The organism is Sphingobium sp. LF-16, assembly GCF_003711185.1.
Lineage (GTDB): Bacteria > Pseudomonadota > Alphaproteobacteria > Sphingomonadales > Sphingomonadaceae > Sphingobium > Sphingobium yanoikuyae_A.
In genome coordinates, this window is record NZ_CP029335.1 from 1,744,489 (window position 1) to 1,769,162 (window position 24,674).

At 65.2% G+C, this 24,674-nt stretch carries 24 protein-coding genes; 18 read left to right on the forward strand and 6 right to left on the reverse strand.

Going from position 1 to position 24,674, the window contains the following annotated elements; genetic code table 11:
- Nucleotides 1-20: 20 nt before the first annotated feature.
- The 9 genes from astD (at nt 21) to DIZ22_RS08205 (ending at nt 9,835) form a co-directional block, all read left to right on the forward strand.
- A complete protein-coding gene (gene astD / locus DIZ22_RS08165; RefSeq protein ID WP_048936928.1) occupies nt 21-1,454 on the forward strand; it encodes a succinylglutamate-semialdehyde dehydrogenase in 1,434 nt (477 codons plus the stop codon).
- Nucleotides 1,455-1,542: 88 nt separating this feature from the next.
- The gene (cobA, locus tag DIZ22_RS08170; protein ID WP_048936929.1) at nt 1,543-2,331 is read left to right on the forward strand and encodes a uroporphyrinogen-III C-methyltransferase; all 789 of its coding nucleotides are present in this window, start codon (nt 1,543-1,545) and stop codon (nt 2,329-2,331) included.
- A complete protein-coding gene (locus DIZ22_RS08175; protein ID WP_004212225.1) occupies nt 2,328-2,624 on the forward strand; it encodes a DUF2849 domain-containing protein in 297 nt (98 codons plus the stop codon). The genes cobA and DIZ22_RS08175 overlap by 4 nt, the downstream gene beginning before the upstream one ends.
- Before the next feature lies 1 nt (nt 2,625).
- Complete coding sequence (locus DIZ22_RS08180) at nt 2,626-4,257, forward strand: nitrite/sulfite reductase (RefSeq protein ID WP_122928095.1); 1,632 nt, start codon at nt 2,626-2,628, stop codon at nt 4,255-4,257.
- Entirely contained in the window at nt 4,250-4,690 is a 441-nt protein-coding gene (locus DIZ22_RS08185; RefSeq protein WP_048936931.1) for a DUF934 domain-containing protein, read from the forward strand. The genes DIZ22_RS08180 and DIZ22_RS08185 overlap by 8 nt, the downstream gene beginning before the upstream one ends.
- Entirely contained in the window at nt 4,683-5,483 is an 801-nt protein-coding gene (locus tag DIZ22_RS08190) for a phosphoadenylyl-sulfate reductase (RefSeq protein ID WP_048936932.1), read from the forward strand. Before DIZ22_RS08185 ends, DIZ22_RS08190 begins: the two co-directional genes overlap by 8 nt.
- 139 nt (nt 5,484-5,622) lie before the next feature.
- A complete protein-coding gene (locus DIZ22_RS08195; RefSeq protein WP_048936933.1) occupies nt 5,623-7,434 on the forward strand; it encodes a DUF885 domain-containing protein in 1,812 nt (603 codons plus the stop codon).
- A gap of 76 nt (nt 7,435-7,510) precedes the next feature.
- The gene (locus DIZ22_RS08200) at nt 7,511-9,400 is read left to right on the forward strand and encodes a CocE/NonD family hydrolase (RefSeq protein WP_048936934.1); all 1,890 of its coding nucleotides are present in this window, start codon (nt 7,511-7,513) and stop codon (nt 9,398-9,400) included.
- A 39-nt stretch (nt 9,401-9,439) separates the two neighbouring features.
- Complete coding sequence (locus DIZ22_RS08205) at nt 9,440-9,835, forward strand: MAPEG family protein (protein WP_004212218.1); 396 nt, start codon at nt 9,440-9,442, stop codon at nt 9,833-9,835.
- A gap of 37 nt (nt 9,836-9,872) precedes the next feature.
- Here DIZ22_RS08205 and DIZ22_RS08210 read toward each other — a convergent pair whose 3' ends face one another.
- Complete coding sequence (locus tag DIZ22_RS08210) at nt 9,873-11,360, reverse strand: replicative DNA helicase (RefSeq protein ID WP_048936935.1); 1,488 nt, start codon at nt 11,358-11,360, stop codon at nt 9,873-9,875.
- A 121-nt stretch (nt 11,361-11,481) separates the two neighbouring features.
- Between DIZ22_RS08210 and DIZ22_RS08215 the strand changes: the two genes are divergently transcribed.
- The 6 genes from DIZ22_RS08215 (at nt 11,482) to DIZ22_RS08240 (ending at nt 17,456) form a co-directional block, all read left to right on the forward strand.
- Nucleotides 11,482-11,964, forward strand: coding sequence for a UPF0262 family protein (locus tag DIZ22_RS08215; protein WP_010339983.1), 483 nt, complete (start codon nt 11,482-11,484; stop codon nt 11,962-11,964).
- A gap of 64 nt (nt 11,965-12,028) precedes the next feature.
- Nucleotides 12,029-12,661, forward strand: a complete 633-nt coding sequence (locus DIZ22_RS08220; protein WP_004212215.1) for a GH25 family lysozyme — start codon at nt 12,029-12,031, stop codon at nt 12,659-12,661.
- Complete coding sequence (locus tag DIZ22_RS08225) at nt 12,658-13,131, forward strand: cytidine deaminase (RefSeq protein ID WP_048936936.1); 474 nt, start codon at nt 12,658-12,660, stop codon at nt 13,129-13,131. Before DIZ22_RS08220 ends, DIZ22_RS08225 begins: the two co-directional genes overlap by 4 nt.
- A 7-nt stretch (nt 13,132-13,138) precedes the next feature.
- A complete protein-coding gene (gene dcd, locus DIZ22_RS08230) occupies nt 13,139-13,693 on the forward strand; it encodes a dCTP deaminase (protein ID WP_048936937.1) in 555 nt (184 codons plus the stop codon).
- 33 nt (nt 13,694-13,726) lie between these two features.
- A complete protein-coding gene (locus DIZ22_RS08235) occupies nt 13,727-14,503 on the forward strand; it encodes a metallophosphoesterase family protein (RefSeq protein ID WP_048936938.1) in 777 nt (258 codons plus the stop codon).
- Nucleotides 14,504-14,621: 118 nt separating this feature from the next.
- The gene (locus DIZ22_RS08240; protein ID WP_048937049.1) at nt 14,622-17,456 is read left to right on the forward strand and encodes a TonB-dependent receptor; all 2,835 of its coding nucleotides are present in this window, start codon (nt 14,622-14,624) and stop codon (nt 17,454-17,456) included.
- A 145-nt stretch (nt 17,457-17,601) separates the two neighbouring features.
- Here the strand turns inward: DIZ22_RS08240 and DIZ22_RS08245 are convergent, their stop codons facing one another.
- The gene (locus tag DIZ22_RS08245; protein WP_048936939.1) at nt 17,602-18,288 is read right to left on the reverse strand and encodes a hypothetical protein; all 687 of its coding nucleotides are present in this window, start codon (nt 18,286-18,288) and stop codon (nt 17,602-17,604) included.
- The gene (locus DIZ22_RS08250; RefSeq protein WP_004212209.1) at nt 18,285-18,773 is read right to left on the reverse strand and encodes an RNA polymerase sigma factor; all 489 of its coding nucleotides are present in this window, start codon (nt 18,771-18,773) and stop codon (nt 18,285-18,287) included. Before DIZ22_RS08250 ends, DIZ22_RS08245 begins: the two co-directional genes overlap by 4 nt.
- An 87-nt stretch (nt 18,774-18,860) precedes the next feature.
- Between DIZ22_RS08250 and DIZ22_RS08255 the strand changes: the two genes are divergently transcribed.
- Nucleotides 18,861-20,183 carry a S8 family serine peptidase gene (locus DIZ22_RS08255; protein WP_122928096.1) on the forward strand — a complete coding sequence of 441 codons (1,323 nt, stop codon included), beginning with the start codon at nt 18,861-18,863 and terminating at the stop codon, nt 20,181-20,183.
- 99 nt (nt 20,184-20,282) lie between these two features.
- Complete coding sequence (locus tag DIZ22_RS08260) at nt 20,283-20,969, forward strand: hypothetical protein (RefSeq protein WP_122928097.1); 687 nt, start codon at nt 20,283-20,285, stop codon at nt 20,967-20,969.
- 91 nt (nt 20,970-21,060) lie between these two features.
- Here DIZ22_RS08260 and DIZ22_RS22375 read toward each other — a convergent pair whose 3' ends face one another.
- The 3 genes from DIZ22_RS22375 to DIZ22_RS08275 form a co-directional block, all read right to left on the reverse strand.
- A complete protein-coding gene (locus tag DIZ22_RS22375; protein WP_048936942.1) occupies nt 21,061-21,678 on the reverse strand; it encodes a methyl-accepting chemotaxis protein in 618 nt (205 codons plus the stop codon).
- Between the two features lie 156 nt (nt 21,679-21,834).
- Nucleotides 21,835-22,542 (reverse strand): response regulator transcription factor, encoded by a 708-nt coding sequence (locus DIZ22_RS08270; RefSeq protein WP_004212203.1) that lies wholly within the window; start codon nt 22,540-22,542, stop codon nt 21,835-21,837.
- 288 nt (nt 22,543-22,830) lie between these two features.
- Entirely contained in the window at nt 22,831-23,724 is an 894-nt protein-coding gene (locus DIZ22_RS08275; protein ID WP_029548055.1) for a LysR family transcriptional regulator, read from the reverse strand.
- Between the two features lie 108 nt (nt 23,725-23,832).
- Between DIZ22_RS08275 and DIZ22_RS08280 the strand changes: the two genes are divergently transcribed.
- Entirely contained in the window at nt 23,833-24,552 is a 720-nt protein-coding gene (locus DIZ22_RS08280; protein ID WP_048936943.1) for a pirin family protein, read from the forward strand.
- The last annotated feature ends 122 nt before the right edge of the window (nt 24,553-24,674 follow it).

Genomic DNA, 24,674 nt, shown 5'->3' on the forward strand with positions numbered 1-24,674 from the left:
TTTCGGTCATATCCTGCACCATGTCCGCCTCGCTGACGTCCCATGAACCCGCGACCGGCGCCCTGCTATGGCAGGGCGAAAGCGGCGACGTGGACGATATCGTCGCCCGCGCCCGCACCGGCTGGCCGCGCTGGGCCGCACAGCCGGTCGCCTTCCGCATCGAAACGCTGCGCCGCTTCGTCAATGTCGTGCGCGCCCATGAGGAGGAACTGGCCGACCTGATCGCCCGCGAAACCGGAAAGCCGCTATGGGACGCCCGGACCGAGGTGACGGCGGTCATGGCCAAGATCGACACATCGGTCGCCGCCTATTCCGAACGCACCGGCCAGCGCCGGCTGGAGGCCAATCTGGGCGCCCGCCAGTCGGTGCGGCACAAGCCCCATGGCGTGATGGCGGTGCTTGGCCCCTATAATTTCCCGGCCCATCTGCCCAATGGCCACATCATCCCGGCGCTGCTGGCGGGCAATGCCGTCATCTTCAAGCCGTCGGAAAAGACCCCGGCGGTCGGCGAGATGCTGGTGCGCTTCTATCATGAAGCGGGCGTCCCCACCGATGCCGTCCAGTTGCTGCTCGGCGGCGCGGAGGAAGGCAAGGCGCTGGCCGCCCATGCCGATGTCGCGGGCATATTGTTCACCGGATCGGCCCAGACCGGCATCGCCATCAACCGCCAGTTCGCCACCCAGCCGGGCAAGATCCTGGCGCTCGAGATGGGCGGCAACAATCCGCTGGTCGTCTGGGACACGCCGGAAATCGGCGCCGCCGCCGCGCTGGTGATCCAGTCCGCCTTCCTGTCGAGCGGCCAGCGCTGCACCGCCGCCAGCCGGCTGATCGTGCGCGACGCGATGGCCGACGCCCTGATCGCCGAGGTCAAGAAGCTCGCCGACCGGCTGATCGTCGATCACCCCCATGCCGATCCGCAGCCCTATATGGGACCGGTCATCGACAATCCGACCGCCGATGGCCTGACCGAAAGCTTCCTCTATCTGATGAGCCATGGCGGCCGGCCGATCAAGCATATGGTCCGGCCGCAAAAGGGCCTGCCCTTCCTGACGCCCGCGATCATCGACGTGACCGCGATGCAGGAACGGCCCGATGTCGAACTGTTCGGCCCGCTGCTCCAGATCGTGCGCGTGCCCGATTTCGAAACCGCCATCGCCGAGGCCAATAGCAGCCGTTATGGCCTGTCCGCCTCGCTCGTCGGCGGCAGTCCCGAACAATATGCACAATTCTGGGACAATGTCCGCGCCGGCGTGATCAACTGGAACCGGCCCACCAATGGCGCATCGGGCACCGCCCCGTTCGGCGGCGTCGGCGTATCCGGCAACCACCGCCCCAGCGCCTATTATGCCGCCGATTATTGCGCCTATCCGGTCGCCTCGGCCGAGATCGAACAGCCCCGCGCCACCATCGGCATCGGCCTCAAGGACATCGACGTCAGCGCCATGGGCGATTGACAACCCGGCTACTGGACAAAACTTTTCCTAAGCCCCTCCATATCCATTCTGAATTGAAACTCCGTCGCCCTTTCGCCATGTGGCGAGCATGGCTGACATTGCACCTGCTACCGTCCACCTGGTGGGCGCGGGACCGGGCGACCCGGAACTGCTGACCATCAAGGCCGTGCGCCTGATCCGCGACGCGCGCCTGATCGTGCATGACGGGCTGGTGTCCGACGACATATTGGCGCTGGCCGGGCCGCAGACGGAACTGGTCTCGGTCGCCAAGCAGCGCAGCCGCCATTCCATGCCGCAGGAGGCGATCAACGCCCTGCTGGTCCGCTTCGCCCTGGCTGGCGAGCCGGTCGTCCGCCTGAAGGGCGGCGATCCCTTCATCTTCGGCCGTGGTGGCGAGGAAGTAGATGCCTGCCGCGCCGCCGGCGTACCGGTCGAGGTCGTGCCGGGCATCAGCGCCGCGATCGGCGCCGCCGCCCAGGCGCAACTGCCGCTGACCCATCGCGAGGCGTCGAGCGCGGTCAGTTTCGTCGCCGGCCAGTGCAAGGGGCTTACCGATCAGGATTGGTCGGGCCTTGCGGGAAAAGGCCGTACGCTCGTCATCTATATGGGCGTCGCGACCGCCGCCGACATCGCCGACAAGCTGATGGCCGACGGCGTGTCGCCGGCGATCCCGGTCGCGGTGCTGGAAAATGGCACGCGCGCCGATATGCGCAGCCTGCGCACCCTGCTCGCCGATCTGGGCGACATGGTGGCGCGTGAAGAAGTCAAAAGCCCGGCCCTGATCGTGGTCGGCGACGTGGCAGCCCATGCCCTGGCACGCGATGTGCTGGCGGACTGGGCGGCAAAAGGGGAGAGTATTTCGGAGATGCGTTCGTGAAGATCCTGACGGGCAATGATCTGGTGACCGGTGATGTCATCTGGTGGGCCGGCGATGGCTGGTCGCGCCAGGTCGGCGACAGCGCCGATGTCGGCGAACAGGGCGACGACCTCGCCCGCACCGAGGAAGCGGCGCTGCGTGTCGTCGGCGCCTATGTGATCGACGCGACCGTCACCGACGAGGGCGTGCGCCCGGCCCATATCAAGGACCGCATCCGCGCCCTTGGCCCCACGGTGCGCCCCGACCTCAATTTGAAACCGAATGACGCCGACGCCGGCAACTGGGTGATCTGACATGTATCGCTACGACAGCTATGACCAGTCCATCGTCGACGCCCGCGTCGATGAATTTCGCGATCAGGTGCAGCGCCGCCTGACCGGCGCGCTGACCGAGGATCAGTTCAAGCCGCTGCGGCTGATGAACGGCCTCTATCTGCAGCTTCACGCCTATATGCTGCGCGTCGCCATCCCCTATGGCACGCTGTCGGGCAAGCAGATGCGCAAGCTGGGCGAGATCGCGGCCAAGTACGACAAGGGCTATGGCCACTTCACCACGCGCCAGAACCTGCAGTATAACTGGATCAAGCTGGCCGATGCGCCCGACATCCTCGCCGAACTGGCGACGGTGGAGATGCACGCCATCCAGACCAGCGGCAATTGCATCCGCAACATCAGTTCCGACCAATATGCCGGCGTCAGTGCCGACGAGGTGGCGGACCCCCGCCCCTGGGCCGAACTGCTGCGTCAATGGTCGAGCTTCCACCCGGAATTCACCTATCTGCCGCGCAAGTTCAAGATTTGCGTGATTGCCAGCGACGACGATCGCGCGGCGATGCGCCTGCACGATATCGGCCTGAAGCTGGTGTCGAAGGATGGCGTGATCGGCGCCGAAGTCTATGCCGGCGGCGGCATGGGCCGCACCCCGATGGTCGCGCCGCAGATCCGCGATTTCGTCGCCGAAGAGGAGATCGTCTCCTATCTGGAGGCCTGCCTGCGCGTCTATAATCGCTACGGCCGCCGCGACAACAAGTACAAGGCCCGGATCAAGATCCTGGTTCATGAGATCGGCGTCGAGGAATATAAGCGGCAGGTCGAGGAAGAGTTCGCCCATATGCGCGAGCTTGGCCTCAACCCGCCGACTGAGGAACTGGACCGCATCCGCGCCTTCTTTGCCAACCCGGCCTATGAAACGGGCCTGAGCGAAGAGATCGACCGTGCCGATCCGGCCTTCGCCCTGTGGGTCGACCGTCAGGTCGCGGCCCACAAGCAGCCCGGCTATGCGATCGTCAATATCAGCCTGAAGCCGCTAACCGGCATTCCCGGCGACGCGTCGGCCGAGCAGATCGAACTGGTCGCGTCGCTGGCCGAGCAATATTCGCTCGACGAACTGCGCGTCACCCATGCGCAGAATCTCGTCCTGCCGCATGTGAAGAAGGCCGATCTCTACGCCATCTGGCAGAAGCTGGACGAAGCGGGACTGGCCGAGGCCAATCTCGACCTCATCACCGATATCATCGCCTGCCCTGGCCTTGATTATTGCGCGCTCGCCAATGCCCGCTCGATCCCGCTGGCACAGAAGATCGCGCAGCGCTTCGCCAACAATGCGCGTCAGGCCGAACTTGGCGAGCTGAAGCTCAAAATTTCGGGCTGCATCAATGCCTGCGGCCACCATCATGCCGGCCATATCGGCATTTTGGGCGTGGACCGGAAGGGCGTGGAGAATTTCCAGCTGCTGCTCGGCGGATCGGGCGCGGAGGATGCGTCGCTCGGCCAGATCACCGGCCCCGGTTTCTCCGAAGACGGCGTGGTCGACGCGATCGAGAAGGTCACCGACATCTACCTCGCCGAGCGCACCGACGGGGAGCGCTTCCTCGACACCTATCGCCGCATCGGCATGAAGCCCTTCAAGGAGGCGATCTATGGTTGAGTTCCTCTCCTTCCGCGACGGTGAAGCCGCGCAGGAGCCGGCCGTCACGGTCGAATCCTTCACCGGCCAGTCCAACGCCACCGCCGTCCGCATCGAACCGGGCGAGGATGCGCGCGAACTGCTGCCCCATCTCGATCGCCTCTCGCTGGTCGAGGTGAACTTCCCGGCCTATGGCGACGGGCGCGGCTATTCCGCCGCACGTATCCTGCGGGAATCGGGCTATCAGGGCGAATTGCGCGCCGTGGGCGACGTGCTGGTCGACCAGATCAACGCCATGCGCCGCTGCGGCTTCGACAGTTTCCACCCCGCCAAAGCCCTGGATGACGCCGCCGTGGAGCGCGCGCTCACCCGCTATGTCGACGTCTATCAGAAGACGATCGATGGCCGTCAGCCCGTCTGGGCGAAACGGCATCCGGAGAAAATTGATGGCTGAACCTGCCCGCCAGATCCCAGAGCGGCTAGTAGATGTGATCGATGCCCGCCCCGTCTTTACCCAGGGGGATGCCGATGCGCTCAACGCGCGCTTCGAGGGCGTCGATACGCTGACCATGCTCAAGACCGTGTTCGCGGAAGGGCTCGCCGGCAATGTCGGCGTCGTCTCTTCCTTCGGCACGGAAAGCGCGGTGCTGCTCGATCTGGTGGCCAAGGCCGACAAGGCTATCCCGGTGATCTTCGTCGACACGCAGAAGATGTTCGCCGAAACGCTCAACTATCGCGACACGCTGGTCGCACGGCTGGGCTTCACCAACAGCAGCGTGGTCGCGCCCGACGCCGCCGTGCTGGCCAAGAAGGACGAAACCGGCCTGCGCTGGTCCTATGACCCCGACGGCTGCTGCGAAATCCGCAAGGTCGAGCCGATGAAGCGTGCCAAGGCGAGCCTGGACGGCTGGATTTCGGGCCGCAAGGCATTCCAGTCAGTCACGCGCCAGAATTTGCCGCGCTTCGAGGTCGAGGACGGCCGGCTAAAGATCAATCCGCTGGGCGACTGGACCAAGACCGATCTGGAAGCCTATTTCGAGGCCGAACAACTGCCGCGTCACCCGCTGGAGTCACAGGGCTATCTGTCGATCGGCTGCGAACCCTGCACGTCCAAGGTGCTGCCGGGCGAAGACCCGCGCGCCGGTCGCTGGCGCGGCTGGGACAAGGTGGAGTGCGGTATCCATTCGCCGGTGACGCCGATCCCCGTCATCGATCCGGAAGACCCGGCAAACCTGCCCGCCTTCTGATTGCACCGGGCGCCCTGCGGGGCGCCCGTCCCTTATCTTATTGTAACATTGCGTAACAAGCGTGGGCGCGCGCTGGACCTGTCGTGTCAGCGGCGCAATACACTCCCCCCTTTCCAACGGGACTTAAGGGAGTCGCCCCATGGATCGTCGTCAATTCCTGCTTTCCTCGGGCGCGGTCGCGCTCGCCACTGCGGCGCCACGCGCCCTGGCCCAGGCGGCCGGCGCCGATGATGCCCGCCTGTCGGCCGCCTTCGCCACCGCCTTCGAGCGCCAGCTCGACCTGTCGCCCGCCATGGTCACCAGCCTCGGCCTCGACAAGGGCGCCCGCTCCGCCGCCAAGAGCCAGCTCGACGACAACAGCAAGTCGGGCACGATGAAGAAGCTGGCCGCCACCCAGGCGGCGATCAAGGAATTCAAGGGATATGAGGGCGCCGCCCTGTCGGATGCGCAGCGCCTGAACCTGGAGGTCATCCTCTATTCGCTCGACCAGCAGACGGTCGCCCCCGCCAAGTTCGGCCTCAACAGCGTCCAGCGCCCCTATCGCATCTTCCAGCAGGGCGGCAGCTATTTCCAGACGCCTGATTTCCTCAACACCGCGCACACCATCAACACGGTCGGTGATTGCGAGGCCTATGTCGCCCGGCTCGATGCCTTTGCCCGCAACCTGCGGACCGATACCGCGCTGCAGCGGGACGAGGCCGCGCGCGGCTATCTCGCCCCCGGCTGGTCGCTCGACCTGACGCTCGGCCAGATGAAGAAGCTGCGCGGCCAGCCCGCCGCGACCAGCAGCCTGGTCCAGTCGCTGGCGAAGCGCGCCGCGGCCAAGGGCGTGACCGGCGACTGGCAGACGCAGGCCGCCGCGATCGTCGAAAAGTCGATCTATCCCGCGCTCGAAGAACAGATCGCCGCGATCGAGGCGTTGAAGCCCAAGACCGCCGCCGGTGACGGCGTATGGCGCACCCCGCGCGGCGATGAAATCTATGCCGCCGCCCTCAAGCAGGCGACCACCACCGACCTTAGCGCCGATCAGATCCACGCCATGGGGCTGGAGCAGGTCGCCGACATCAGCGCCAAGCTGGACGTGATCCTGAACGGCGCCGGCTTTACCAAGGGCAGCGTCGGAGAAAAGCTCGCCGCGCTCAATGTCGACCCGGCCCAGCTCTATGCCGACAGCCCGGACGGCCGCGCCGCCCTGCTCGCCCAGCTCAACCGCGACCTCGACGCCATGAAGGCGAAGCTGCCCCAGGCGTTCACGACCATCCCCAATACGCCGCTCGAAATCCGCGCGGTGCCGGTCGAGATCCAGGATGGCGCCTCCAACGGCTATTATAACCGCGCCGCGCTCGACGGTTCGCGCCCGGCCATCTATTTCATCAACTTGAAGGACGTCGGCGACTGGCCGAAATATGGCCTGCCTGCCCTCACCTATCATGAAGGCGTGCCCGGCCATCACCTCCAAATCTCGACCGCGCAGACTGCCGGCGATGTGCCGATGCTGCGCAAGACCGCCTTCATGAGCGCCTATAGCGAAGGCTGGGCGCTCTATGCCGAGCAGCTGGCCGATGAACTGGGCGGCTATGCGACGCCGATCGATCGCGCCGGTTACCTCCAGTCCTTCCTGTTCCGCGCCGCCCGCCTGGTGGTCGACACCGGCATCCATTCCAAGCAGTGGAGCGTCAAGCAGGCGACCGATTACATGGTCGAGAAGACCGGTTTTGCCCGCCCCCGCTGCCAGCGCGAGGTCGAGCGCTACTGCACCCAGCCGGGCCAGGCGACCAGCTACAAGGTCGGCCATGGCAGCTGGACCAAGGCCCGCGAAAAGGCGCAGGCGCTGCTGGGCGACAAGTTCGATATCAAGCAGTTCCACGCCGTTCTTGAGGAAGGTGCGATGCCGCTGTCGATCTTGGAGAAGCGGATCGAGGATCGCGCTCGCGCCCTCGCGCAGGCCTGACAAAGGACAAGCGGGTCCGGCCTTTCCTCAAGGCCGGACCCGTTGCATGATCACAAAAGAACAAAGGGGTATCGCCATGCTTCGTACCGCACAGATTTCCGCTGCCGCCCTGATGATCGCTGCGCTCGCCGCGCCGATCGCCGCCCAGACCGATCCGATGACCCCGGACAAGGTCGATGTCTATGATCCGGCCCGGCCGCAGGCGGACTATGTGCGCAAGGAAGTGATGATCCCGATGCGCGACGGGGTGAAGCTGTTCACCATCATCGTTATGCGCAAGGGCACCAGCCACGGCCCCATCCTGCTGACCCGCACCCCCTATGATGCCGGCAAGGCGACCAGCCGCAACCGCAGTCAGAGGATCGAGGAAATCCTGCCGGTCATGGACGCGGATTTCGTCAATGACGGCTATATCCGCGTCTATCAGGACGTGCGCGGCCTGCACGGGTCGGAGGGCGACTATGTCATGACCCGTCCGCTGCGTGGCCCGCTCAACAAAACCGACGTCGACAACAGCACCGACGCCTATGACACGATCGACTGGCTGGTGAAGAATGTGCCGGAAACCAACGGCAAGGTCGCCATCACCGGCTCCTCCTATCCCGGCTTCACCTCGCTGATGGCGTTGATCGATCCGCACCCTGCGCTGAAGGCCGCCGTGCCGCAGAGCCCGATGGTCGACGGCTGGATGGGCGACGACTGGTTCCACAATGGCGCCTTCCGCAATTTCGGCTTCGGTTACAGCCTGTCGCAGACCGCCAAGAAGGGCGGCGGCGCCATCCCGATGGGCAATGGCGACGAATATACGACGATGCTGAACGCCGGATCGGCCGGCGACTTCGCCCGCGCCTATGGCCTCGACGCCTTCCCCTCGGTCCGCAAGCTGCTCGAACATCCGGCCTATGACGCCTATTGGCAGGAACAGGCGGTCGACAAACTGCTGGCCAAGCGCACCCTGACCGTGCCGACGATGCTGGTCGTGGGCCAGTGGGACCAGGAGGACAGCTATGGCGCCCCGGCGGTCTACAAGGCGCTGGAACCGCAGGACAAGAAGAATGACATGGTCAGCCTGGTAATCGGCCCCTGGCGCCATAGCGGCGTCAATTATGAGGGCCGGAGCCTCGGCGATCTCCAGTTCGAGGGCGATACCGGCCGCCAGTTCCGCGTCGGCACGATGAAGCCCTTCCTCGACCATTATCTCAAGGACAATCCGCCCGCCGGCTACACCATGCCCGGATCGCTCAGCTACGCGACCGGCATCGACAAGTGGGAAACCCGCGCCAAATGGCCGGGCGGCACGCCGACGCCGCTCTATCTGGGTGCCAGCTACAGCCTGTCCTGGGCCAAGCCGGCGGCAGCCGGCAGCGACTCCTATGTGTCCGATCCGGCCAAGCCGGTCCCCTATCTGCCCCGGCCGATCCATCAGGACCAGAATGAGGCTTGGCGCACCTGGCTGGTGAAGGACCAGCGTTTCGTCGATGGTCGGCCCGACGTGCTGACCTATGTGACGCCGGTGCTGGACAAGGAGGTCCATATCGCCGGCCAGCCAATGGTCGACCTGTTCGCCGCCACCAGTGGCACCGACAGCGACTGGGTGGTGAAGCTGATCGACGTCTATCCGGAAGAGAACACCGCCAATCCGGTGATGGCCGGCTATGAACTGCCGATCGGCATCGACATTTTCCGGGGCCGCTACGCCCATGGCTTCGACAAGCCGCAGGCGCTGACGCCGGGCAAGGCGGAAAATTACAAATTCGGCCTTCCGAACGTGAACCATGTGTTCAAGCCGGGCCACCGCATCATGGTGCAGATCCAGTCCAGCCTGTTCCCGGTCTATGACCGCAACCCGCAGACCTATGTACCTTCGATCTTCGACGCGAAGCCGGGCGACTACAAGCCGGCGACTCAGAGCGTGCAATATGGCGCGGCGGGCGCCAGCGCGATATGGTTGCCGATCGTCAAATAAGCGGATGGCATGGCGCCGCCGCGATCAAGGGAGGGCATGATGGCGGTTGAACTGAAGATCCTGGCCTGGGCCTGTGTCCTGCTGCTGGTCCATATCTTCGCGGCGGCGCATCTCAAGACGAAGCAATATGGCCTGAAATGGAATACCGGGGCGCGGGACGAAAACCTGCCCCCGCTCGATCCCGTCGGCGGCCGGCTGGTCCGCGCCCAGGCCAATTTCCTGGAAACCTTCCCGATCGCGATCATCGTCCTGTTCGGCGTGGTGGTGGCCGGCCGCACCAGCGAATGGACGGCGATCGGCGGCTGGCTGTGGCTGGTGTCGCGCGCGCTCTACCTGCCGCTCTATGGCCTGGGCGTGCCGGTGGTCCGCTCGCTCGCCTATCTCGCCAGCATGATCGGCCTGTGCATCGTCTTCAAGGCGTTCGTCGCCGGCTGAACCGGGTGGCGGCGGATATATCCGCCGCCATGCCTTCTTATTCGAGGTCTTCGAGGTAGGAACTGCCTTCGGCCAGATCCGAGAAGCGCGTGATCTTGGCGTCGAACTTCATGCGGATACGGCCGGTCGAACCGTGACGCTGCTTGGCGACGATCACTTCGGCCAGGCCGTAGATGCGCTCCATCTCCTGCACCCATTCCTGATGCTCGGGGCCTTCCTTGTTGCCCGGTTCCTTGGCGGCGACATAATAATCCTCGCGGAACACGAACCAGACCATGTCCGCGTCCTGCTCGATCGAGCCCGATTCGCGAAGGTCGGACAGCTGCGGACGCTTGTCCTCGCGCTGTTCCACCGCACGGCTGAGCTGCGACAGCGCCAGCACCGGCACATGAAGTTCCTTCGCCAACGTCTTCAAACCACGGGAAATTTCCGAAATTTCATTGACGCGGCTATCGCCCACCTTGCCGCTGCCCTGCAGCAACTGGAGATAGTCGACGACGATGAAACCGACATCATGACGGCGCTTGAGGCGACGAGCGCGGGTCCGCAGCGCCGCGATCGTCAGGCCCGGCGTATCGTCGATGAACAGCGGCAGTTCCTGAAGGTCGCGCGCGGCGCGCGACAGGTTCTGGAAGTCCGCCCGGCTGATCTTGCCCATACGCAGCGCTTCGCCGCTGATGCCCGACTGTTCGGCCAGAACGCGGGTCGCGAGCTGGTCGGCCGACATTTCGAGGCTGAAGAAGGCGGTCTTGGCGCCCATATTCTTTTCCGGCGGAATGCCGTCGCTATGGTCGCGCAGCCAGCGCGACGCCGCATTATAGGCGATATTGGTCGCCAGCGACGTCTTGCCCATGCCCGGACGACCGGCCAGGATCATCAAGTCGGAATTGTGCAGACCACCGATCTTCTCGTTGAGGCTGTTGATGCCGGTGGTGATACCCGACACATGGCCGCCGCTGTTGAGCGCACGTTCAGCCACCTGTACCGCCATGGTGGAGGCGGAGAGGAAGCTCTTGACCGACCCGCTCTCGCCCTCGCCTTCCGACACTTTGTAAAGCGCAACTTCGGCCAGCTCGATCTGCTCGCGCGGATTGACATCCTCACTGGTATCTAAAGCATTATCAACCAGTTCTCGACCGACGTTCACAAGCTGGCGAAGTAGGGCAAGGTCATAGATCTGGGTTGCGAAGTCGCGCGCACCCAGCAGCGCGGCACCGCTACCGGTGAGCTGCGCCAGATAGGCAGCGCCGCCCAGCTCCTTGAGCGCCGGATCCTGTTCCAGCATCGGCTTGAGCGTCACCGGATTGGCGATCATGTCGCGCTCGATCAGGCGCATCACCGCCTCATAGATACGGCCATGCAGTGGCTCGAAGAAATGTTCGGGCTTCAGCTTGAGCTGCACATCCTCCGCGATGCGGTTGTCAATCATCAGCGCGCCGAGCAGCGCAGCTTCCGCTTCGACGTTGCGCGGCAGTTCCAGCCCGCCCTCTTCGGGAGCGGCATTGAGTTTCACGAGTTCGACCATGGGCCCTCATCGCGCCACGACGCGGGTCGCGCAAGGGCGAAGGTTGAAACAACCGCATCTCCCCCGCCACAAGTCCCGCTTGCTTTTCGTGGCCCGTCGCCGCACTGACAGCAGACCCGCCATGGCCGATCCGCGCATCATAGACATCAAGCTCGACGAGCGCACCATCTTGTGGCGCAACGCGGATGTCGAGCAGGAACGGCGCATCGCCATTTTCGACCTGCTGGAGGACAATCATTTCGCGCCGGAGCGCGTCCATGCCGACGGCTATGCCGGCCCCTACAAGGTGGTGCTGCGGGTCGAGGAAGGGCGCCTGGTCATCGAGATCAACCGCGCGGACGACAGCCCGCTGGAGGCGATCATCCTGGGCCTGGGCCGTTTCCGCCGGCCGATCCGCGAATATTTCGCGATCTGCGACAGTTACTATCAGGCGATCAGCAATGCCTCGCCAGCGCAGATCGAAACCGTCGACATGGCCAGGCGGGGCATTCACAACGACGCAGCGGACATGCTGAAAGAGCGGCTGGAGGGGAAGATCGCGGTCGATTTCGACACCGCGCGCCGCCTGTTCACACTTATCTGCGTCCTGCACATCAAGGGGTAATATCATCGGGCGTTTGACTTTGGGGGGCTTGCTGGTCCGCTTGGGGGCGGTTCTGGCAATCATCATGGTGCTGGGTTCGGCACTGTGGATCTATGCACGCGGATGGGCTCCGAACCGTGACGAATATCCGACCCAGGGCGTATCGGTGACATCCGACACCGGCCTGGTCGAATGGGGCACGCTGGCGGCGCAGGGGGCGGATTTCGCCTATATTCGCGCGGCCAGGGGCGCCAGCCTGCGCGACCCGCTGTTCGCCGCCAACTGGCGCGGCGCGCGTGGCGCGGGCATGCGCTATGGCGCGGCGCTGGACTATAGCCTGTGCGCCAAGGCCGTCGATCAGGCGACCCAGTTCATGACCACCGTACCGCGCGACAATGCCGCCCTGCCCCCGGTCATCCGACTGGGGTTCGATCCATCCTGCGCCACGCGCCCCGGCCGCGATCAGGTGCTGTCGGAACTCAACACGCTGGTCAATCTGGTCGAAAGCCATGCCGGCAAGCCCGCCCTGCTCAACATCAGCGCCGATTTCGACGCCCAATATGACATTGCCAGCGGCATCAACCGGACCTTGTGGGTCGACGGCAATTTCTTCGCGCCCGATTATGCCAAACGTCCCTGGGTGATGTGGACAGCCAGCGACATGCGGCATATCGACGGCGTCGACGGACCGATCAGATGGGATGTGGTGGCACCATGAGTGCAGAAGACAAGAATATCGCCGCGCTGGTCGCGGCAGCACGCGGCGCGCTGGCCCATGCCCATGCGCCCTACAGCCGCTTTGCCGTGGGCGCCGCCGTGCGCCTGACCGATGGCAGCATCGTCACCGGCAGCAATTTCGAAAATGCGAGCTATGGCCTGTCGCTCTGTGCCGAAACCGTCGCGCTGGCGACCGTCAACGCGCAGGGCCGTCTGGCCGATGTCACCGAGATCGCGGTCGTCGGCGGCGGCATGGCGGCGGACGGCAGCGTCGGCGGCGAGGCGATCGTCAGCCCCTGTGGCCGATGCCGCCAGGTCATCAACGAGGCCGAACAGATGGCCGGCCGCACCCTGGCCATCTATTGCGTCGCGCCCGAAGGTGACGGCCTGGTCGAACATCGCGTTGCCGACCTGTTGCCCCACGCCTTCGGCCCGGCCGACCTTGGCATCACCCCTGCACAGAAGAGCTGACAGACCCATGTCCATCCTTTCCGACCGCTGGATCCGCAAGCAGGCCCAGTCGAACCGCATGATTGAGCCGTTCGTCGAGAATCAGCGCCGCGACGGCTGCATCAGCTATGGCCTGTCCTCCTATGGCTATGACGCGCGCGTCGCCGACGAGTTCAAGATCTTTACCAATGTCGACAGCGCCGTGGTCGATCCCAAGGATTTCGCCTCCAACAGCTTCGTCGACCGCAAGACCGACGTCTGCATCATCCCGCCCAACAGCTTCGCGCTTGCCCGCACGGTCGAATATTTTCGCGTCCCGCGCGACGTGCTGGTGATCTGCCTTGGCAAATCCACCTATGCCCGCTGCGGCATCATCGTGAACGTCACGCCGCTGGAACCGGGCTGGGAAGGCCATGTGACGCTGGAATTTTCCAATACTACGCCGCTGCCCGCCAAGATCTACGCCAATGAAGGCGCCTGCCAGTTCCTGTTCCTGCAGGGCAACGAGCCTTGCGAGGTCAGCTATGCCGACCGGGCCGGAAAATATATGGGACAGCAGGGCGTGACATTGCCGCGCCTGTGACGCTGTGGCAGCATCGCGGGCCATGAAGCGCACATGGCCCTCCCGATGCTGAAATTCCTGCGCCGATCCGATGACCGGGACGGGACGCCTCCCAGCGTGGGGGATGACTGGCGCATCTATGCGATCGGCGACATTCATGGCCGGCTCGACCTGCTCGACCAGTTGCTCGGCATGCTTTCGGCCGACGATGCGCTGCGGCCTGGAAAGCGCCGGGGCCTCATCCTGCTCGGTGATCTGATCGATCGTGGGCCGCATTCGGCGCAGGTGATCGAGCGGGTCCGGGCGCTGCATGGATCGGGCAGCGACATCCGGCTGCTCAAGGGCAATCATGAAGAGATTTTCGTCATGGCTGCGCGCGGCGATCAGGGCGCGGTCGGCTTCTTCCGGCGCATCGGCGGCATGGAAACGCTCGCCAGCTACGGCCTGCCGCTTTCGCTGAGCGCCAACATGGATGATGGGGCGATCGCCCACTGGATGCTGAACTATATTCCCCGCGCGGATGTCGATTTCCTCGACAGCTTCGTCGATCATCTGACGGTCGGCGACTATCTGTTCGTCCACGCCGGCATCCGCCCCAGGGTGCCGATCGCCGAGCAGCGACCGTCCGATCTGCGCTGGATACGCGGCGATTTCCTCAACCATGGCGGGCGGCATGACAAGATGGTGGTCCATGGCCACAGCATCACGCCCGAGGTCGAAAATCTGGCCAATCGCATCGGCATCGATACCGGCGCCTATTATTCCGGCCGGCTGACTGCCATCGGCCTGGAGGGCGCGGACCGATGGTTCCTTCAGACCGGCGAAACCTGAGCCCTTCCCCAGCCGCGACCACAGCCTGACGCTTTTGTTGCCGGTCCATGGCGGATCGCCCACCATATTTCGTTCCCATGACCAACGGCAAAAAATGCCGATCAGCAGGGGACATATCATGCAGAAACGCCATGTTCTGGCGGGGCTTTCGCTCGCCACATGCCTTGTTGCGCCGACCCAACTGCTTGCCGCCCCTGCGCCGGACACCAGCCTGTCGCAGCGGCACAAATTCTCCATCCCGTCGCAGCCCCTGAGCGGCGCGCTGCGGGCGCTGTCGGCGCAGGCCGGCATTCGCATCCTGTTCCCCTATGATGAAGTCGCCAATATCCGCAGCCGCCGGGTCGAAGGATGGCTGAGCACCGACGATGCGCTCAGCCAGTTGCTGGCCGGCACCGAATTGCGCCGATCCCCGGCCGGCGCCGGCGTCATCGCCCTCGTCACCCCGCCCAACCGCAGCGCGGTGCGTCGCCGACCGCTGGCGATCCAGTTCGCGCAGGCGAGCGGCACGGCTACGCTTGATGGCCTCGCCATGGCGCCTGCGCCGGAGCCGGCAGCGGAATCCGCGCCCATCATCGTCACCGGCACCCGCCAGACGACCCGCACCGTCGCCGAAAGCCTGGCGCCGATCGACGTGCTGGGGGAAAAGGATCTGGAAGCCAGCGGCAAGCAGTCGGTGCGCGACCTGCTCGGCACGCTGGTGCCGTCGATCAATGTGTCGAACAACGGCGCGGGCGCCAGCTGGGCGGTGCGCACTTTGTCGCTGCGCGGCCTGGGCGGCGACCAGTTGCTGGTCCTGGTCAACGGCAAGCGGCGCCACAATACCGCCACCCTGTTCATCAACGGGTCGGTCCAGAATGGCCAGTCGCCGCCGGACCTGGACCTGATCCCCGGCAATGCGATCCAGCGGATCGAAGTGCTACGCGACGGCGCGTCGGCGCAATATGGGTCGGATGCGATCGCCGGCGTCGTCAACATCATCCTGAAGAACGACACGCAGGGCGGCGCGGCGCTGACCATGGGCAGCACCGCCGACAATGGCGGCTGGCAGGGCCGCTGGCAGATCGACAAGGGTTTCGCGATCGGGCCGGACGGCGGCTATATCCACCTGTCGGGCGAAGGCGTGCTGCAGGACAATACGGTGGTGAACAGCAGTCCGATCACCAGCAATCCCTTCTACCCCACCGGCGACGCGCGCAATGCCGATCCGGACCGCATTCGCGCCAGATATGGCCAGCCGCAGGTGATCGGCGGCAATGCCAGCTATGACGCGATGATGCCGGTTGGCGGCGACATGGAGCTGTACAGCTTCGGCACCTATTCCAAGCGGCATGCAGCCGGTTGGCTGACCTATCGCAACCCAGCGGCGCTCAACAATATCCTGGAAATCTACCCCGAGGGCTATATCCCGCGCATCCACGTCTATGACGAGGATTTTCAGGTCGCCGGCGGCCTGCGCGGCGAGATTGGCGGCGGCATCCATGTCGACCTGTCGACCAGCTATGCGCAGGACGAGGTCAAATATGCGCAGACCACCTCGCTCAACCCCTCCATGGGACCGGCCAGCCCGACCCATTTCTATCTCGGCAAGATCCGCTTCGACGAATGGACCAGCAATCTCGACTTCAGCAAGGAGCTCGATATCGGCCTCGCCGGGCCGCTGTCGGTCGCGGTCGGCGCCGAATATAAGAAGAACAAGTTCCTGATCGGTCCGGGCGACCCGGAATCCTATATCGATGGCGGCTATGTCTCGCCGGCCGGCAGCTGGCTCGCGGGGGCGACGCGGACCGGGGTCGGGTCGCAGGGCGTCACCGGCTTCCTGCCCGAAGGATCGGGTAGCTGGAGCCGCGACAACTGGAGCGCCTATATTAATCTGGAAGGCCAGATCGTCGAGGGGCTGGAGTTCGGCCTTGCCGGACGGCATGAGGATTATTCCGACTTCGGCACCACCGATACCGGCAAGGCGTCGCTGCGCATCGAGCCGTTTCGCGGCTTTGCCATTCGCGGCACCGCCAGCACCGGCTTTCGCGCGCCGACGCTGCAGCAGCAACATTATGCCTCCTCCTCCACGATCAACGTCACCGTCAACGGCGTGAACCAGTTGCTGCCGGTGCAGGCGCTGCCGGTCGACGGGGTTGCCGCGCGGGCGCTAGGGGCGCAGCCGCTGAAACCGGAAAAGTCGACCAACTTTTCCGCCGGCATCGTCCTGACCCCGGCCCCCAATTTCAACGTCACGGTCGATGCCTATCAGATCAAGGTCAGGGACCGCATCCTGCTGTCCGAAACGCTGAGCGGCCCGGTGGTCATGGATGCGCTGGCGGCAGCGGGCATCCAGGGCATTGCCGGCGGCCTCATCTTCTCCAACGCGGCTGATACGCGCACCCGCGGCCTCGACATCGTCAGCACCTATCGGGCGGGGCTGGGCGACCTTGGCACCGCGACGATCAGCCTGTCGGCCAATTTCAACAAGACGATCTTCACCCATATCGACCCGGTCCCCGACGAGATCGCCGCATCCGGGCTGGTGCTGATCGGCCGGGCCAAGCAAGGCGACCTTTCCGAAGGCACGCCGCGCGACAAGCTGATCGGCAACATCCTGTGGGAAAAGGGCGATTTCAACCTGAACCTGCGCGCCACCCGCTATGGCAAAATCTATCAGCGGGCGAGCGCCGCCGTCTATCATACCGAGGATTTTGCCGCCTGCACCGCCGGCAGTGCCGGCTGCACCCTGGGCTATGTCGACGAGAAGCTGAGCCCCAAGACGATCCTCGACCTCGAACTGGGCTACCGGCTGACCAAGGGCGTCAAGCTATCGTTCGGCGCCAATAATCTGCTCAACACCTATCCCAACAAATTGAAGCCCGTGAACCGGACGGCCGGCAGCCTTTACAATGCCTATGCCCCCTATGGGATCAGCGGCGGTTTCTATTATGGCCGGCTGAACCTGGAATTCTGACGCGACAGTTGAAAGTTCACAGTGTCGTGCGACGTGAAACCAGCCGTTTTTGCGGTCTGGCGCGCCTGCCACGCGTCCCTGACGCGCCACCGAAGCGACAGTGACGCGACGGTGAAGCGACAGTCAGGCGACAGCGAAGCGGCAGTTAGCGCCAGCCCGCCGCCTGCGCCGCCCGTTCGCCCTGCGCATCGGCAGGAGCGCCGTCGATCAGGCCGTCGATGGTGGCGAGAAGGCGCGGATCGGCCGAGGCGGCCTGGCGATATTCGCTCGTCTCGCCCTTGCCGGGCACCGCCTGCAGCAATTGCCAGCCGGCATCGGTGCGGCAGGCGACACCGGCCATGGCCGCGCCGTCGAAGCTGCGGCACCAGCCGCCGCCCTTGCGCCGGAAACTAAGGCCGATACGGACCGGGCCATCCTCCCCGGCCGAGGCCAATTGGCTGTCGAGCGCGGTGGCGAGCGGTCCCTGTGCCAGCATCGCGCCGTCCTTTACCGCAATCGGCCCTACCGGCCCGCCCGACATATGGCCGATGCCAAGGCCCAGCAGCAGGCTGGCGGCGATCGCGCCGCCCGTAACCCAACTCCAGCGCCGCGAGGGACGCGCGATCGGCACCACCGTCGGCGGCACCAGCATGGCCTGCATCGACGCAGGCACATCCTCTTGCGCGATCGGCGCGAAATGGCCGGCCAGCCGCGCGCGCAACCGCCGATGCTGCTCCAGTCGGGCGGCCAGCGCCGGGTCTTCCGCCGCCGCGCGGTCGACGCGCCGCCGCGTCACCTCGTCCAATTCGCCATCCACCCAGGCGATCAGCATGGCTTCATCAATGTCGGTCATGCCGCTTCCCCCAATAGTTCAATGAGCGCGCCGCGACCGCGCACCAGTCGCGAGGTCAGCGTGCCCATGGGTATGTTCAATATCGCAGCCGCCTCCTTGTAGGACAGCCCCTCCACCAGCACGAGCGCGATCGCCTCGCGCTGTTCGGGCGGCAATGCCTGCATCGCCCGATCGACGTCGGACAGGGTCATGGCCTGCTCCACCGCCTTGTCGCCGGCATAGCCGACATCGGCCCCCGCCTCTTCCGGGGCGAAGGTTCTGGCGGCCCGCTGACGAGCGCGGCCCTCATCGATCCAAAGATTGCGCATGATCCGATACATCCAGCTGTCGAGCCGCGTGCCCGGTTGCCACTGGTCGCGGGCGCGCAGCCCCTTTTCCAGTGCCGCCTGGCACAGATCGTCGCCATCGGCGCGATCATGCGACAGGCTGGCGGCAAAACGCCGCAGCCGGGGCAGGATCGCCAGCAGGTCGCGCTCGAACGACATGGTTTCTCCAAATTGCTTTCAGGGATGAAACGTCCCTGCCCGGCCGTTTCATCCTTCAGAAAGTCCAGCAACCGGATTTTTTTGACGATGGACGATTTTGACGCTGAAAAGGCCGGCGATGACCGGCGGGAAGAGACAGAGATGAGATGGACGCGCCCGTTGCTGATCGCGGGATTGTGGCTGGCGACACCGGGTGCGCAGGCGCAATTGCTGCCGGCGCCAGCCGCCAGTGCGTTGGGGGGCGGTGCGCTGGGCGGGGTCGGCCAGGTTTTGCCCGATACGCTCGACCGGCTGGGCGGCATCGTCGACCAGAGCGGACTGGATCGGCTGTCGCCGGCACGGCTGGCCGATCGGCTGGCAGCGGCGCGCACGGCGCGGATCGACGTGCTGCTGCGCCAGCATGGCGACGCGGTCGAACTGGACGACCGGCGAGAGCCGGCGCGGCGCGGCATCATCCTGCTGACCGGGGCGGACGCGGCCGCGATCGAGACACTACGGGCGGCCGGCTATGGCGTGGAACGGATCGAGGCGGAGGGGATCGACATGGCGATCACCCGTCTGACCGTGCCGGATGGCCAGAGCCTGGCGCGCGCGCTGCGCAATGTGCGCAAGATCGCCCCGCAGGCGCAGGCGAGCGCCGACAATCTCTATTTCCCGAGCGGCGCGGCTGCGGCAGAGCGATCGGCTGCACTGGCAAGCCATGGGTCGGTCGGGCGCGGCGCGGCGGGCCTGATCGACGGCGGCGTGGCCGCGCATCCGGCGCTGGCCGGCCCGATCGAGCAGCGCGGCTTCGTGGCCGGCGCGCCAAGGGCCAGCGCCCATGGCACGGCGGTCGCGTCCTTGATCGGCGGATATGGCAGCGTGAAGGGCGCCGCGCCGGGCACGCCGCTGCTGGTCGCCGACGTCTATGGCGACGATCCGGCCGGCGGCAGCAGCTTTGCCATCGTCCGCGCGCTGGGCTGGATGGCGGCGCGCGGCGCGAGGGTGGTGACGATCAGCCTGGTCGGGCCGGACAATCCCTTGCTGGCCGGGGCCATCCGGCTGGTGCGCGACAAGGGGGTGATGCTGGTCGCGGCAGTCGGCAATGACGGCCCGGCCGCCCCGCCCGCCTACCCCGCATCCTATCCGCAGGTGATCGCCGTAACCGGCGTCGACGGGCGGGACCGGTTGCTGCCCGAGGCCGGGCGCGCGGCCCATGTCGATTTCGCCGCGCCCGGTGCGGACATGATGGCCGCCGACATGCACGGCGGCCGGGACAAGGTGCGCGGCACATCCTTTGCGGCGCCGTTGGTGGCCGGGCGGCTGATGGCTGGCGGATCGGTCGAGGCATTGCGGCGGGAGGCGAAACCCGCCCGCGGCAAGGGCTATGGCGCCGGCATATTGTGCGGCACCTGCAGAAATAGGGATTGAATTTCCATGCCTTGCGAGAAAAATTTAGACGTTCGGGATTAAAGCGAAACGCCCCGCCGTTGTCCTGTCATCGGATCAAGATGACCAAGGAGACGGTCCATGAAGACGCAGATTATCATCGCAACCGCCTGCCTCGCGGCGCTCACCACGGCCCCCGCATCGGCCCAGTTGCTGGGCGGTGGCGGCGCATTGGGTGGTGGCGGACTGGGCGGCATGACCGGCGGCCTGGGCGGCGCGCTGGGTGGTTCGTTCGGCGGATCGGGGAGTCTGGATCGCAGCATCGACCTCGACAATGGCCGGGTCGGCGCCAGCGGCAACGGCAATGGCCGCGCCGAAGGATCGGCAACCCGTCGTGGCAAGAGCCGCTCGGCCAGCGGATCGGGATCGGCCAGCGGCAATCTGGCGGTAGATACGCTGGGCACCAGCGATGTGACCGGCGCGGCCGATACGGCGCGCAGCCGGGCGAGCGACACGGTCGGCGCCGCACGGGACCGGACGGAAAGCGGCGTCGCGACGGCGCGCGATCGGGCCAGCAGCACCGTGGCATCGGCGCGTGATCGGGCAGGCAGCACGGTCGCCTCCGCCCGCGATCGGGCGGGCTCGACGGCCAGCGGCGCACGGTCGGCGGCGGGCAATGTCGCGGGCAACGCGACCAATGCCGTCGGCAGCGCTGCCTCGATCGACGCGAGCGGGCAGGTTTCGGGCAGCGGCGAGACCCATGGCAGCACCAGCCAGCCGCAGAGCGAGGCCGCTACCCCTTCCTCTTCCGATCAGGCCACGGATTGACCCCATAACCCCGTAGCCGTCGCCTGACGGAAACGGCCGGCGATCCCCATCGGATCGCCGGCCGCATCATGTCCGCAATCGGGCGACGGGATCAGCTGGAGGCGACCACCATGGCGCGGGCGCGATCGGTCGCCGCGCGCGTGTCCCCCGCCAGTTTCTTGACTTCGGCCGCGACCACCGCAAAGCCCCGCCCGGCCTCGCCCGCCCGCGCCGCCTCGATCGTGGCGTTGAGGGCGAGGAGATTGGTCTGGTTGGCGATGCCGCTGATCGTCTCGACAATGTCGACCAGCCCGTCGACCGTGCTCTTGAGTTCCGCGCGCAATATCTTGGACGGGGTGGTGTCGGTCGCGATCTTGAGGATGCGCTCGACTCGGCCTTCGGCATTGAAGACCGGATTATAGGTGGCCTGCAGCCAGATGTCGCGGCCATGCTTGTCGAGGCGCCGATATTCGCCGGCATCGAAATCGCCCTGCGCCAGCTTGTCCCACAGGGCTGCATAGGCGGCCGAGCGCGCCTGGCCTTCATCGCAGAAGATGCGGTGATGGCGGCCGACAATCTCCCCCAGCGCATAGCCCATGGTCGCCAGGAACAGGTCATTGGCCCAGAGGATCGTGCCGTCCGGCGCAAATTCGATCACCGCCTGCGAACGGCAGATGGCGTCCCAGACGGCATCGCGGCTGTGGGGGTGAATGGCCTGGCCCATGAACATAAAACTCCTTCACCCCCGGCCTAGGCATCGATGGTAAATGGCAGCTTAATTCTATGGAAATTACATAATTTGTAACAATATGGCGGACATGGAAAAGGCCGGCGATCCCATCGGACCGCCGGCCTTTCCACCCCCTGACATGCAATCAGCGGTCGATCAGGCAACCCGCGCTTCGAGCGCCTCGACCTCATCGGGATCACGCAGCACATAGCCGCGGCCCCATACGGTTTCGATATAATTGTCGCCACCGCAGGCCAGCGCCAGCTTCTTGCGCAGCTTGCAGATGAAGACGTCGATGATCTTGAGTTCGGGCTCGTCCATGCCGCCATAGAGATGGTTGAGGAACATCTCCTTGGTGAGGGTCGTGCCCTTGCGGAGCGAGAGCAGCTCCAGCATCGCATATTCCTTGCCGGTCAGATGGACGCGGTTGCCGTCCACTTCCACGGTCTTCGCGTCGAGGTTCACCGCCAGCTTGCCGGTGCGGATGACCGACTGCGAATGGCCCTTCGAGCGGCGGACCACGGCGTGGATGCGCGCAATCAGTTCCTCGCGATGGAACGGCTTGGTGACATAATCGTCAGCGCCGAAGCCGAAAGAGCGGACCTTGCTGTCCATTTCGGCGACGCCTGACAGGATCAGCACCGGGGTCTGCACCCGTGCCGCCCGCAGCTTTTTCAGCACGTCATAGCCGTGCATGTCGGGCAGGTTCAGGTCGAGACAGATGATGTCATAGTCGTACAGCTTGCCGAGATCGAGGCCCTCTTCCCCGAGATCGGTGGTGTAGACATTGAAGCCCTCGGTCGTGAGCATAAGCTCGATCGCCTTGGCGGTGGTCGGTTCGTCCTCAATCAGCAGCACGCGCATTGGAAGCCCCTTCGTGTCGCAGGTCCGTTCACCCCACCAGAACGGTTTCTGCTCGCAATCATTAACCAAAAAACTTCTGAAGGACAAAGGTTAATTTTTCGCTAACCCGCAGGAATCCGCGAGTCGTATAAAAACGAATCTATTTACAAAGCGTTGACCCCGTAACGAAGCCCGCCGAGTCAAGCTGGATTACGGGATGAAACGAGCAAAGTCCTGCCATGGTTCCGCCTTTCGCAGGGGCGATCCGCGGCGATCACAAGGCGGAAATTTGCACTTCGTAAACCAGCCTCAGCAACCATGGTGACGGGTCAGGAAGTCGAGCAGCGCCTCCACCCGCGCCGGGCGCAGGCGCGAGGGCGGCGTCACCAGATGCAGGCCGAAGGGCGGCGGCCGCCAATCGAGCAAAATCTCCTCCAGCTCACCCGAGCGGATCGCATCGCCGACGATGAAATCGGGCAGGCGGGCGATGCCGACGCCAAGCCGCAGCGCGGGCATCATCGCCTCGCCACTGTTGACGGTGATGCGCGGGCGGACCTGCACCGTCACATTCTGCTGCCCCGGCCCGGTGAAGCGCCAGACATCGGGCGCGGTGACGTTGGAATAGCAGAGGCAGTCATGGCTGCCGAGGTCGGACGGATGGGTCGGGCGGCCGCGCTCGGCCAGATAGGCGGGCGAGGCGACGACATGCATATGGACGTCCGCCAGCCGGCGCGCGCGCAGCGAACTGTCGGGCATGTCGGCGATGCGGATGGTGGCGTCGAGGCCGAGTTCGACAATGTCGATCTTCGCATCGGACAGATGCAGGTCGACATCGACCAGCGGATTTTCCTTGGTGAACTGCGCGATCAGCGGCGCGATCCGCAGCAGGCCGAAATTCATCGGCGCACCCAGCCGCACCGTGCCGGAGAGTTCGGCGGTCTCGTCGCGCGCAGCCTCCTCCGCCGCCTGCCCTTCGGCCAGGATACGCTGGGCATGATCGGCAAGGCGCCGGCCGCTCTCGGTCAGCGCCAGGCGGCGGCTGGTGCGGCTGAACAGGCTGGTGTCGAGATGCTGCTCCAGGCGGGTCACCGCCTTGGACACGGTGGCCTTGGAGACGCTGAGCGCCTTGGCCGCGTCGGTAAAGCTGCGATGTTCGACCACGGCGGCGAACATCGCCCAGGCCTCGAAATCAGGTAGGCGCATAGGGAAACAATCCGTTTCAACACTGCTTATTCAAGAAACGAACCTGATCGCTAGATTGTCGGAAAGCAAGCCGGAAGCATCCGGCATCGCAATCGAAAGGCAGACCCTATGAGCACGACAACCGCGAGCCGCATCGAGCGCCGCCCGTTCGCGTCGCTCGGCCATGCCGACCATGGCTGGCTGAACGCACGGCACCATTTTTCCTTCGCCAATTACTATGATCCCGCCCGCATGGGCTGGGGCGCGATCCGGGTATGGAACGACGACGAGATCGGTCCGCGCTCGGGCTTCCCGCCCCATCCGCACAGCGACATGGAGATCATCACCTATGTCCGCACCGGCGCGATCACCCACCAGGACAGCCTGGGCAACAAGGGCCGCACCGAGGCGGGCGACGTCCAGGTGATGTCGGCCGGCACCGGCATCCGCCACGCCGAATATAATCTGGAGGACGAGACTACCACCCTGTTCCAGATCTGGGTCATTCCCCGTTCGGTCGGCGGATCGCCCAGCTGGGGCGCCAAGCCCTTCCCGAAGGGCGATCGCTCCGGCAAGCTGGTGGTGCTGGCCAGCGGCCATGACGAGGACAAGGAAGCGCTGCGCATCCGGGCCGACGCCCGGCTGCTGGGCGGCACGATCAAGGCCGGCGACAGCGTGACCTATGAGAGTGCCGAAGGCCGCCACCTCTATCTGGTCCCGGCGACGGGTCGGATCGAGATCGATGGCCAAACCTTCGAGGCACGGGACGGCGCCGCCATCATCGGCGGCGCGCCCATCACCATCACTGCGATCGAGGACAGCGAAATCGTCCTGGTCGACAGCGAATAGGCATGAAGCTTACGCGCCGGTTCGTTACTCCCCCTCCCCAACGAACCGGTCCGGGTCGCCCGCATGCTCCCTCCCTTGTGCGGGCGACCACCCTTTTCAACCTTTCAGTTCAGGCAAGGAGA